The 12,483-nt window shown below is 46.2% G+C and carries 8 protein-coding genes; 7 read left to right on the forward strand and 1 reads right to left on the reverse strand.

Annotated features, from left to right (window positions below; genetic code table 11):
• Window positions 1-57 precede the first annotated feature (57 nt).
• From J7384_RS08065 to J7384_RS08095, 7 genes are all read left to right on the forward strand, one after another.
• Complete coding sequence (locus J7384_RS08065) at window positions 58-2,883, forward strand: TonB-dependent receptor (RefSeq protein WP_209112862.1); 2,826 nt, start codon at window positions 58-60, stop codon at window positions 2,881-2,883.
• 222 nt (window positions 2,884-3,105) lie between these two features.
• A complete protein-coding gene (locus tag J7384_RS08070; RefSeq protein ID WP_209112864.1) occupies window positions 3,106-4,293 on the forward strand; it encodes a hypothetical protein in 1,188 nt (395 codons plus the stop codon).
• Between the two features lie 2 nt (window positions 4,294-4,295).
• Complete coding sequence (locus J7384_RS08075; protein ID WP_209112866.1) at window positions 4,296-5,648, forward strand: hypothetical protein; 1,353 nt, start codon at window positions 4,296-4,298, stop codon at window positions 5,646-5,648.
• Window positions 5,649-5,755: 107 nt separating this feature from the next.
• Complete coding sequence (locus J7384_RS08080) at window positions 5,756-7,186, forward strand: DASS family sodium-coupled anion symporter (RefSeq protein ID WP_209112868.1); 1,431 nt, start codon at window positions 5,756-5,758, stop codon at window positions 7,184-7,186.
• Window positions 7,187-7,190: 4 nt separating this feature from the next.
• Window positions 7,191-8,090, forward strand: a complete 900-nt coding sequence (locus tag J7384_RS08085) for a creatininase family protein (protein ID WP_209112870.1) — start codon at window positions 7,191-7,193, stop codon at window positions 8,088-8,090.
• A gap of 33 nt (window positions 8,091-8,123) precedes the next feature.
• Window positions 8,124-9,617, forward strand: coding sequence for a VCBS repeat-containing protein (locus J7384_RS08090; protein WP_209112873.1), 1,494 nt, complete (start codon window positions 8,124-8,126; stop codon window positions 9,615-9,617).
• Between the two features lie 148 nt (window positions 9,618-9,765).
• Window positions 9,766-11,400 (forward strand): amidohydrolase family protein, encoded by a 1,635-nt coding sequence (locus J7384_RS08095; protein WP_209112875.1) that lies wholly within the window; start codon window positions 9,766-9,768, stop codon window positions 11,398-11,400.
• 158 nt (window positions 11,401-11,558) lie between these two features.
• Here the strand turns inward: J7384_RS08095 and J7384_RS08100 are convergent, their stop codons facing one another.
• On the reverse strand, window positions 11,559-12,257 hold the full coding sequence (locus J7384_RS08100; protein WP_209112877.1) for a hypothetical protein: 699 nt from the start codon (window positions 12,255-12,257) through the stop codon (window positions 11,559-11,561).
• Window positions 12,258-12,483: the final 226 nt, after the last annotated feature.

Raw genomic sequence — 12,483 nt, forward strand, 5'->3', positions numbered from 1 at the left:
TACAGGAAGTAACAGTGACATATGGATGGAACAATGATCAGAACATGGGGATTTAACATGAAAGTAAAACCCAAAAGTTGCAGCACAAAGATAAACAAAATAACTGCAGCGCTTTTAGCAACACTACTGACACCGCTAACGGTGGTCGGTGCCGAGAGTGAATCACAAACCGCAGATACTCAAGAAGTCGAAGTAATTCGAGTGACTGGTTCAAATATTCGCAAATACAGCACCTTTGAAACATCAACACCAGTGCAAGTGATTGATCGCGATTTGATCAACGCGCAGGGGGCGGCGACGGTGCAAGATATTCTAGTGGATTTACCGGTTAACGTTGGTTCACAACTCAACAATGAACAAAACAGCCTAGCGGGCACCACTCAGTTTAACCTAAGGGGGTTGGGCTTAGCCTCTACCTTAACCCTAATTAATGGCCGTCGTGGCGGTAAATCAGCGGTTGCTGATAACGGCGGTAACTTCTTTTTCGATGTTAACCAATTGCCAATTTCGGTGATTAAGCGCATTGATGTACAAACCGATGGTGCTTCGGCGATTTACGGCTCAGAAGCGGTTGCAGGTGTGGTTAATATTATCACGCGCAAGGGCTTTGAAGGGGTTGAAGTGTCGGCCAACTATGAAGATGCTTCAAATGAAGCCGGCTCGCTTAATCTCGCTTTGGGCGAATGGGGTGATCGCGGCGGCATTAATGTTTACGCGACTTATTACCACCAAACCGGTAACACTCGAACCGACTTTGATTGGCTCAATGAGCGCTTAAACCACGTTGGTGATTTACAAGGTACGCGTCTATCTTCTGCCAATGGTGCGCCAGGTACCTATTTTCGCTCGGTCACTGACTCCGAAACTGGTTTGCCGATTCAGTTAGCGGGCGCGCAAGCATTTGCCGATCCCGATTGTTTAGCGGCGGGGCAAGTGCTGCGCGGCAATACGTGTCGACACATCTTCGCCGATCAAAATGGTGTCATTCACGAGTCGACTCGCTATCAAATTTTCAGTGAATTTGAGTACGACTTAAATGACAAGCTGACGGTATTTGGTGAACTGAGTTTCTCTCGCAATGACCTAACGCGCTTTCGCGGTCCGGGCAACTACAGTAATGGCTTGATTACTGGTGCTCAGCAAGGGCGAGTATTTATCCCAGGAGATCACCCGTTTAACTTCTTTATTGAAGATCCCAACGACCCGACGGCGATTCAGTACATTGGCCCTGAAGCGTGGGATAACAGTATTCACACTGGCGTTGATTTAAGTGCGAGGGCGCGTATTTTAGGTAACGAGTTTAACGGCCGAAATTCTCCTGCCAATCGAACCAGTGATATCAACTACTTCCGCAGTATGACTGGCTTTACCTATGAAATTAACGACGATTGGTCGCTTGAAATGGACTATGTTGCTTCGTTATCAAACTGGGATCAGTCAACCTTTTTAGATTACGCGGCAGCTACCGTCAATCAATTGTTGTTAGACGGCCTGTTTAACCCATTTGGTACCCGTGTTGCCAATCCGACTTTGGTATCACCTAAAGACGGTGTCAGTGTCGCCGGCTTGTCAGATGATGTCCTCAATCAATTGATCACTCGTCAAACTCAAGAAGCATCGCACGATCAATACGTTATCGACTTGATTCTCGCCGGTGCTTTGTTTGATTTACCCGCAGGTACTGTTGGCTTTGCATTTGGTTATCAACACCGAGACGAAGAGTTTGACTTCTCGCCGAGTGAACTAAGGGCTGCTGGTCAAGGTGGTTTGCGCGACCGCTTGTTTCCACTCAGTGGCAAGTTAGAAGTTGATGCTTATTATGTCGAGGCGGCGGTGCCGGTGCTAGAAAATGTTGAATTGCAACTAGCATTGCGCTACGAAGATTACGGCTTTACTGACACCACTGACCCGAAAATTGCAGTGCGTTGGGACATTAGTGATGAATGGACGGTGCGCAGCTCTTTTGGCAGCTCGTTCCAAGCACCGTCAATTAGACAAGCCAATGAAGCGCGCTCAGCCAGTATTATTGATGACCCTGTCGGGATAGATCCAGCAACTGGTTTACTGGGGTGTAATGCCTTTGGCCAGAGCGGTAACACGTCCACTCGTACCGTCGGTAGCCCAGACCTATCGCCGCAAAGTGCCGACAACTTTAACTTTGGTATTATTGCCAGACCGACCGAAGCATTTAATATCAGTGTTGACTACTGGTACTACGATTACACCGATTTAATTTCATCGGATGAAGGGCCACAGGCGATTGTTGATAACGACTGTGATGACGATGGCACTCCAAATGACCGCCGAGTGACGCGTTCTCCCGGTGGCAATATCTTATTGATTACTTCTGAGTTTATTAATACCTCGAGTGTGACTACTGATGGCTTGGACGTGTCGATGCAGTACCGTCATGATGCCGATGATCTCGGCCAATTCGACTTTGGCTTAAACGCGAGTTATATCAACTCATTTGATTTTAAAACAACGCCAAGTAGTCCTGAGCAAAGTGCGGTTGGTTTGCGCAACGAGCGCAATCAGTTTTCGTCAACGCCAGAGTTGCGCGGTAATGTCTCGGTCAATTGGAAACGGGAAAACTATTTTGCTGGCGCGACTGTGCGTTACGTCGATAGTTACTTAAACGATGCTTTTACACAAGACGATGGCTCCTTGTTTGAAATCGACAGTTTTGTCACCGTTGATATTCAGTTTGGTGCTGAATTTAGTTTCACCGAAGGTGGAGAGAGTAAAGTCACTGTTGGTGTGAAAAACTTATTCGATGAAGATCCACCGTCATTGGGTAACTTACAGCGCCCAAGTTATGATCCGACTTTGGCGAATATTCGTGGCCGTATTGCTTATATCGACGTGGTCCACAAGTTTTAGTCGATAGCTGTTGAGGCACAGTGCAGGTATTGGCTGTGCCTCATGAATTATTACTAGTCGGCAGTTTTTTGCTTATAGTGTTCTAGAGGTGGCTGTTTTTAGCCTATGTGATTTTATATTTTATTAAAATCATAGGGTTACAAAGTGGTTTTATCCTTGCTTAGCACCTGCACTAGACTGTATTAGACGATGAATGTGAAGACGAGAATGAAAGGAGCGTGTGTGAAACACCTACTACTAACCACACTGCTGACTATGGGGTTACTCAATACGTCGGTACATGGCCAAGAGCAACGAATATTGATTGATGGCAAAGATCGAGACGGTACTCGTCACGTGACACCGCTTGCAGACGGAGGTTATGTCCTTACTGGTTGGACTAACGGCAATGCCACCAAAAAAGACGGCGAAGGCTGGTTAGTTCGAGTCGATCAACAAGGCAAGGTTATTTGGCAAAAGCGTTTTGCCAACCAGTTAAAAACCAAACGCGGTGCGCAAACGTCAACCCATGTTGTTGACCGCGATGGTTCAATTATTATGGCACTTGAAGAGTATCGCAGTAAGGGGGCTTACTTGGCCACTGGCTCAAATGGCCGAGCAACATTAAAGCGCTTTTCCGCTGATGGTGAACTATTACATGAAAAAGTAATGGGCGGCTCAGGTATTAATGTTATCGATATTGTCATTCCACTCGAGAATAGCAATTACTTAATGGCGGGTGAAACCACTTCGCCGATTCAAAAAGGCTACGACGGCTGGATTTTTGAAACTGACCGTCAGTTTAATGTTATTTGGGATACCAAAGTGGGTGGCTTTGGCGTTGAGCGTTTTAACGGTGTCATTCAAACCCCAGACGGTGGCTACTTAGCCGCTGGTAGAACGACCAATGACATTGGCGACTTTCGCGCGTGGTTGGTTAAGCTCGATGGCAAAGGCGAGGTTCAGTGGCAACAGCGCTATCGCCACGAGCATTACGCCAATACCATTCGCCAAGTGTTACCAACCAAAAACGGCGGCTGGGTGTTCGCAGGCTTTATTAAAAATGAACCGCAAGATCCCGACCCGCGCAATTTGTGGATAGGCGCTGTTGATAGTGACGGCAAATTGTTATGGGATAAAGCTCTAGGTGGCGGTGGTGCTGATGTTGCTTATGTGCTCACTCAAGCCAATGATGGTACTTTTGTCGCCGCTGGCTCAACCAAAGCAGTTAATAGTGAAAACAGCGACGCCTACATCGTTGGTTTTAATGCCGACGGCAAAGTACTTTATGAGCGTCGTCATGGCGAAGCCGATGCCAGTGAGATTGTTCGTGGTATTACGCCATACAAAGCGAGCGGTTATGTGCTGTCTGGCAATTACGAAGTTAAAGCAACTGGCCAGCAAGATGCTTGGTTGCTGAAAGTTGAATAACCATGACTTGGTTAACAAATAATTACGGTGAAAACATGATTCGAATGATCAAAAAAATAACTAAGTCATCATTTACGGCAAAACTGCCTATTGCCGTGGTGACAAGTGTTGGCTTACTTGCGGGCTGCTCGGTGGTGGCCAATACCAGTGCTAATTCAGCCGCTAGTCCCGCACTAAAAAACGATAGCAACAGCGAAATCGGCGTGGTCACTTGGTTGCTCAAAGGCGATCAAGGCCGCGATGGAGTACGTCGCAATATCCCAATGCCCGATGGCGGTTTTATTTTGTCGGGCTGGACTGAAGGCGGTGCGACCCGTAAAGATGGCAAAGCGTGGATTTTGCGCACGGACAGCCAAGGCAATATCGTTTGGAAGAATGTTCACCCCAATATGCTTGGCAACAATCGCGGTTCGCATATTGGTGCTCATACCATTAATGCCGATGGCGATTTGATATACACCCTTGAAGAGTTTCGTTCTAAAAATGGCAAACCACCGGGGATTACCGGTCGCTCAACCCTGCACAAAGCGGCGCTTGATGGCAAAATTATCAGTAAAAAAATTGTTGGCGGGGCTGGTACAGACATTATCGACATTATGATACCGCAGCCAGATGGCACCATAGTGATGGGTGGTGAAACGACATCGCCAGATGGTAAATCGTACCAAGGCTGGATTTTTAAGGTCGACAGTGATTTTAATGTTATCTGGGATAAAAAAGTCGGTGGTTACGGTTACGAGCGTTTCAACGGTTTGATTCAAACAGCTGATGGTGGCTTTTTGGCGATCGGCAGAACATCGGGTGGCTTAGGCCGTTACCGCGGTAAGCTTTGGAAATTTGACAGCACAGGCAACATTGTTTGGGAGAAGCGCTATCGCGAAGACGAGTATTACGCCAGCTCATTGCGCGAAGCCGTTGAACTGCCCAATGGTGCCGGTTTTATTTTTGCGGGTTGGGTGATTAACGACAGCGAAGAAAACCCCAGAGATATTTGGTTAGCGCGCATTACCGCGGGCGGCTCTATGATGTGGTCGCAAACCTTGGGTGGCCTTGGCGATGATATTGCGTTTGCCTTAGTGCAAACTGGCGATGGTACTTTTGTCGCCGCTGGTCAATCAGAGCAAGACAATCAGCATCATTCAGATGCAATTGCGATCGGTTTTGATGTCAACGGCAATATTTTGTGGCAAAAACACCACGGTCAAGCAGCGGTTAAAGATGTTATTCGCGGTGCTATTCCGTATCAGCAAAATGGTTACATGTTAACCGGCAATGCCGAAAATACTGAAACTGGCGAGCATGACGCTTTAGTGATCATGGTCGAAGATATCGACAACTTGGTTAAAGATAAATAGAACACCGCGATCGCGTTTAATTGACCAACACAGTAGCCAAGCTGACACTTTGTTGGTAAAAATCGTTAGTAAACCAGATAACAGAAATAATTTTAAAGGTTAGATGTATGCGTAATATTGGCCTAGTGCTTGGCGTTCTAGTTTTTGTCTTAACGCTATTACTGCCGGCACCAGAAGGCATGACTGAAGCTGCTTGGTTAACTGCTGGTGTTGGCCTACTGATGGCTTTTTGGTGGGCAACAGAAGCGGTACCAGTACCAGTGACATCACTGGTGCCGATTATTTTGTTTCCACTGCTGGGGCAAGCCAGCGTTAAAGAAATCACCGCACCTTATGCCCATCCAGTTATTTACCTACTGTTTGGTGGTTTTATTATTGCGACGGCACTCGAACGTTGGAATCTGCATCGCCGTTTGGCACTTAACGTGTTAACCAGAGTCGGTAATCATCCAAGTGCTATCGTTGGCGGTTTTATGGCGGCAACGGCATTTTTGTCGATGTGGATTAGCAATACCGCGACTACCATTATGATGATTCCCATCGCTCTATCGATTGCCCATGTTATTACCAACAGTGATGAAAAGGGTAACAGCTTTACCATTTGTTTAGTTTTGGGTATTGCCTATGCCGCGAGTATTGGCGGCTTAGGCACCATTATTGGTACGCCGCCTAATGCGATGCTGGCGGCGTTTATGTCGGAAAATTACGGGGTTGAAATTGGCTTTGTTCAATGGATGACCTTTGGTGTGCCAGCGGTGTTACTGCTGGTACCTGCCGCTTGGTTTGTGCTGACTAAAATAGCGTTCAATTTCAAATTTGAAGCAAGCCAAGAAGCTAACGACTTAGTGGTTAATGAACTAAGCGCTATGGGTAGAATCTCTACGCCAGAAAAACGCACTGCACTGGCGTTTTTAGTGATTGCACTGGCTTGGATTACTCGACCGTTAATTCAAAAACACTTGGGTTTCACCGCGTTAAACGACACCATTATTGCGATTGCCGGTGCCGTGATGATGTTTTTAATCCCCGCGGGTGATGACAAAGACAAGAGCGCGCGATTACTCAACTGGCAAACGGCTGAGCGAATTCCGTGGGGCGTTTTGATTTTGTTTGGCGGCGGTTTGAGCTTGGCAAGTATGGTCAGTAAAAGTGGGCTAGCGGCATGGATTGGCGATGGCTTGGCTAGTTTAACAGTCTTTCATTTACTTATTTTGATTACTAGCATAGTGACCATCGTTATTTTCTTAACGGAACTCACCAGTAATACCGCCACTACCGCTGCGCTACTGCCAATTTTAGGTGGTATTGCGGTTAATGCTGGCTTTGATCCCATTCTATTAACCGCGCCGATGGCACTAGCGGCCAGTTGTGCCTTTATGCTGCCAGTTGCAACCGCGCCCAACGCCATTGTTTATGCAACTGACGAAGTGTCGATTGTCCAAATGGCGAAAGCCGGTGTTTACTTGAATATTGCCGCGATTGTCGTGATTAGTTTGCTGTCGTATGCCTTAGTCGCGCGAATTTTTCTTGGAGGCTAGTTAAATGGTACAAAGCATCGGTTTTCAATGGCGTATTTATTTACTTAAAGCGTTACTAATAGTCAGTTTGTTAACGATTGTAGTAATGACTCAGGTGGCAATCGCCAAAAAGCTCACAGAGGCCGAAATTTGGCAAATTGAACGGCCCATTGATGCCTTTGATACGGTATTTCTTGAGCAGATGACTTGGATGGAAGTACGCGATGCGATAAAAACAGGTAAAACCACCGTGATTATTCCGACCGGCGGTGTAGAACAAAAAGGGCCATATAGCGCCATTGGCCGTCATAACTTTTCGCTGCAAATTACCACTGAAATGATCGCCCGCAAGCTCGGCAATGCCGTGGTTGCGCCGGTGGTTGCCTTTGTTCCGCAGGGCAGTATTGAGCCGAAAAGCAAACACATGCTTTATCCCGGCACTATTAGTGTCCGCGAAGAAATCTTCGTCGAATTATTGATTGATATTGCCAATAGCATGAAAGCCCATGGCTTTAAAAATATTGTTTTGCTCGGCGATAACGGTGGCAATCGCAGTGGCTTGGCGACCGCTGAGCAGCGTTTGGCAAAAGCGTGGCAAGGCAGCAACAGTAAAATTCATTATATTGAAGAGTTTTACGACAATCCGCGCTGGAAAAAATGGATGAAAGCGCGCGGTATTGTTGAAGTTTCTGAAGGTTATCACGATGGCTATCGCTCATCCTCGGTGATGATGCTTTATGATCCAATGACGGCTCGGATGCCACAGCGCCTTGAAAAAGGCTTGTTTCACATCAACGGCATCAGCTTATTACCCGTCGATAAAACCATTAAATTCGCCAAAGAATTTGTCAATTACCGCACAGATGTCACGGTTGAGGCGATTGAACAAGCCTTAGCTGATGATCAGCAAAGTGCGGTTAAGTAAATCATTGTTAGATAAAAATTTAAGTCATCATTTATGAAAATATCAGCGTTCTTTTCACCCCTCAGTTTACTCCCAGTAGTCGTGTTGGCCGCAGGGCAACCTAGCCCTGCGACCGGCCAACACGCTTTTTCTGCGGTTCAACCTGAGTTATTCGACGCTTCTGGCGCGCAATCAGTGGCATGGGCTGATTACGACAACGACGGCGATCTCGATTTGGCGGTAACCTTTAAAAATCGCCCTAATCGTCTGTATCAAAACCGCGACGGTATTTTTGTTGATGTAGCCCAGCAAGTGGGCTGGCATCGAGATATTAGCGATGCCCGAGTTCTCGCGTGGGGTGATTACGACGGCGATGGTCATCTCGATTTGTATCTCGGCTATGGCAAAGATACTGCGATTCGCAATCGCTTATACCGCAACCTTGGCGATGGCAAAAAGTTTAAAGATGTTGCCCCTGAGTTGGGGCTTGATCTGATTGGTACTACTCGTCAGTCGTCATGGCTTGATTATGACGGCGATGGCGACTTGGATTTATTTGTTGCGATGCGCGACAGGCGCAATTATTTATTTGCCCAACAAAATGGCGCGTTCACTAATGTCGCTAAAAAAGTTGGCGTCGCTGACCCGAGAAGAACTGTTGGCGCCACTTGGTTTGATTTCGATAACGACAATGATTTAGACCTTTTTGTCGCTAATCAAAACGGTGATCGCGATGGTTTCTATCGCAATGACAGCGGTGTCTTTGTCGATATTGCACAGCAGTTAAACATTGATCAACCAAGACGAGCGGTTACTGATGGCAGTGTTGGTGCTGCGGTTTGTGACTACGATAAGGACGGTGACTTAGACTTATTTGTTGCTACTTACAGCGCCAATAAAATGTATATTAACGACGGCAACGGCAAGTTTACCGACAGCGCCAGTGAAATGAAGGTCGCCGGTAATTATCACGGCGTTGCCGCCGAATGTGGTGATTTTAACAACGATGGTTGGGACGATATTTATATCACCGGTTATTGGTCGGGTATTTTAGGCTATCGCGACTATTTATATCAAAACGGTTTGGCTGACCAAGGTCATTTTACTGAAGTGCTGCCTGCCAATATCGCTAAACGCGATGGCGATCACGGTGTGCGCTTTGCCGATTACGACAACGATGGTGACTTAGACTTAGCACTGGCGAGCAATCACCAACAAGGACATCACCAGCTATTTCGCAACGACGGCAAAACCGCTAACAATATTCGGATATTAAAAGTTTCGGTGCTGGCGAAGGGCAGTGCTAATCAGTTAATTGGCGCTGTTGTTCAAGTTTATCAAGCGGGCACTGACAAATTGCTTGGCACTAAAATGGTCGATACTGGTGGTGGTTACAATTCACAAAATGTCCAGCCATTGCACTTTGCGATAGATTATCGCGGCAAGGTCGATATTCGGGTAACCACCATGAATAAAGCGCTGCCAGCATTAATGACAAATACTGATTTGAGTGCAGAAAAAATACATCGAATTACGCTAGTACTGTAACCTAGCACTTTAACTATCTCACTAGCGAATAATGTTAGGTTATCCTCTCATAGTGAAAAAATATGTCTTTATTAAACAATTGCACTGTGACTATTGGCGATTAGCGAGTAATCTTTAGTAATAGCCGCAAAAAATTAGTGGGAATAATATGCTGAAAAATAAACTAATAAAACGCACTAGTATCGCATTTTCGATGTTCGCTGGACTCGTTATCACAGGTTGTAGCCCTGATGCTTCAAATCAACCAGCAGCGCCAGTTGATAGCGCGCCTGTTGCTACCGAGCAGTACGACGTATTAATTGTTAATGGCCAAGTTTACACCGGTGAAAATAAGGCAGCCCAATCGTTAGCCGTTGCTATTCGCGATGATCGCATTGTCTACGTTGGAGCAGATACACCAGCGTTATCGTCGGCAAAAACGGTTGTTGATGCTAGTGGTAAAATGGTCACGCCGGGCTTTATTGACCCACATACCCACAGTTTGAGCGATTTAAAATCAGACGATAAAAACAGCAATATCAATTACCTCACTCAAGGCGTTACTACCGTCTTTAACGGCAATGATGGCGGCGGTACACCGTATGTTAACGACTTAATTTCTGAGCTAGAGGGCAAGGGAATCGGTACTAACAACGGTAACTTTGTTGGTCATGGCACGGTGCGCAAGATCGTCATGGGGCGCGAAGACCGCCAGCCAAGCGCTGAAGAGCTCGCCAAAATGAAAGGCTTAATTGGCGATGCCATGAAGCAAGGGGCTTTTGGTTTATCAACCGGTTTGTTCTACGTGCCGGGCACTTATGCCAACACGGAAGAAGTGATTGAGTTGTCTAAAGTCGCAGCTGAATACGGCGGTGTCTACGAAAGTCATGTTCGTGACGAAAGCACCTATAGTATTGGCGTGAAAGGTGCGATTGCCGAGCTAATTGAAATTGGCGAAAAGGCAAAAATTCCTGTACATATTGCTCATATCAAGGCACTAGGCGTTGATGTTTGGGGGCAAAGTAAAGACATTATCGCCATGGTCGAGGCGGCTCAACAACGCGGTCAAGTCGTGACGGCAGACCAGTACCCATGGCGCGCGTCTGGGACTCGTTTGCAAAACACGACAGTGCCAAGATGGGCATTAGAAGGACAAGAAGCCGACGTGCAAGCGCGTTTGAATGACGAAAAATTATTGCCAGGGCTAAAAAAAGACATCAAAGAAAACATTCGTCGCCGCGGTGGTCCAGACTCATTGTTAATTGTTAATACACCGCATCAGGGCCTAAAGGGCAAAACCATTGCTGATTTGAGCCGAGAATGGGAAATCACACCAACGGACGCTGTACTTAGAGTCTTGCGCAAAGGGGTTGTCGTTAACCCGACTCGCGTTGCTTCGTTCAATATGAGCCCGGAAGATATTAACGCCTTTATGACTCAGCCTTGGGTGATGACTTCATCAGATGGTACCAATGGTCACCCGCGCAAGTATGCGAGTTTTCCAGAAAAATATGCTAACTATGTCATCAAGCAAAAATTGATGCCGGTAGAAACTTTTGTCCATAAAAGTTCAGGGCAGGTAGCTGATACCTTTGGTATTAAAGAGCGTGGTTATTTGAAAGAAGGCTACTTTGCCGACATTTCGGTAATTGATCCAAACGCTTATGCGCCGAAAGCTGATTTTAGTCAATGGAATGTGCTTACTGAAGGGGTTGAGTATCAGTGGGTTAATGGCCAAATGACTATCGACCAGGGACAATACACAGGTAAGCTTCCGGGTAAGGGCTTGCGCTTTAGCAAATAACCCCAAAGACTTCGACAACGAGCATTTATTAAAAAGGCTGACACAATGACTTGTGTCAGCCTTTTATGTTCAAGGAAGAACGGTCAGTTTTTTTGTTCCCGACAAAACCTAAGTACTTACATCCATATAAGCAATAGCGCGATATTAAACCGTTATCCTTATTCTGGGCGCCAACTTAATGCACTAGCAATGGCAGCAACGGCAACTAAATCTCGCTCTGCTGGTGATAGCTCAGGTAACATTTGTAACGTTAACATGCCGTTGGTTTGTACCGCGGCAACTTCTCGATTGTCTTTGGTTAAACTGTAACCAAGTGCGCGTTCTAACGGAATAAAAGTGCTGTCTGTTTCGTGAATTGACGTTACTCTGAGCTGCTTCTTGGCAATTGATACTTCGCCGATTTCTTTGCGCTCTATCCCTATAGCGATTGGCCCCGATGAAGCTTGACTCATTTCATAACTGCCCACTTGCTTATTGTTTTGCAATATTTGGCATTTGTACGGCTTGCTGTTGTCAAAGCTAAAGCTAGCAATGTTAAGTCGCTGGGTTTTACCGCTACAAATGAGGTGCCATGTTTCTTTGCCGTCAACACGAGTAATCTCAGCAGCCATTTCGCCATTATTGGTTTCTAAGGCATTGAACCAGGCGCTGCCAGAGGCATTCCTGCTGTACTTACCTGTGTAGATACCGGCAATGTCGAACGTTCCTTCTTGACCAAGTCCCCAAAAATCTCCATCGGTTTTTATTACCATTTCAGGTTGCGCTTGAATCGCAGCACTTTTTTTCATAATCGCGGTGGTACCGCAGGCGGTCAGTAAAACACTACCTAGGGCAACCACGAGAGCTTTTTTGATCATGGTGATATCTCTTGGTTTAAAAAATCGCCGATATTATAGTTTCTTTCGCCAAATAGAAAATTGGTTTAGCACAAATAATTGTTTATTTTTGTTGCAAAATAACCCCTCCGTTAATCGTGACAAACTTGCACCTTGAGACAGCTTGGGTATAGTGTCGCTAATTAACTGATACTCGCTTTTCTCCAACTGAAAGTTAAACACTAAGGTTGAAGATAAAAAGCGAACA

This window comes from Endozoicomonas sp. G2_1 (genome assembly GCF_017744155.1).
In the GTDB taxonomy this organism is placed as follows: Bacteria; Pseudomonadota; Gammaproteobacteria; order Enterobacterales; family Alteromonadaceae; genus JAGHQT01.

Bases quoted from the DNA above. Each gene is read 5' to 3' on its own strand.
- J7384_RS08065 (WP_209112862.1), top strand. From the start codon at position 58: ATGAAAGTAAAACCCAAAAGTTGCAGCACAAAGATAAACAAAATAACT.
- J7384_RS08075 (WP_209112866.1), top strand. From the start codon at position 4,296: ATGACTTGGTTAACAAATAATTACGGTGAAAACATGATTCGAATGATC.
- J7384_RS08080 (WP_209112868.1), top strand. From the start codon at position 5,756: ATGCGTAATATTGGCCTAGTGCTTGGCGTTCTAGTTTTTGTCTTAACG.
- J7384_RS08085 (WP_209112870.1), top strand. From the start codon at position 7,191: ATGGTACAAAGCATCGGTTTTCAATGGCGTATTTATTTACTTAAAGCG.
- J7384_RS08090 (WP_209112873.1), top strand. From the start codon at position 8,124: ATGAAAATATCAGCGTTCTTTTCACCCCTCAGTTTACTCCCAGTAGTC.
- J7384_RS08095 (WP_209112875.1), top strand. From the start codon at position 9,766: ATGCTGAAAAATAAACTAATAAAACGCACTAGTATCGCATTTTCGATG.
- J7384_RS08100 (WP_209112877.1), bottom strand. From the start codon at position 12,257: ATGATCAAAAAAGCTCTCGTGGTTGCCCTAGGTAGTGTTTTACTGACC.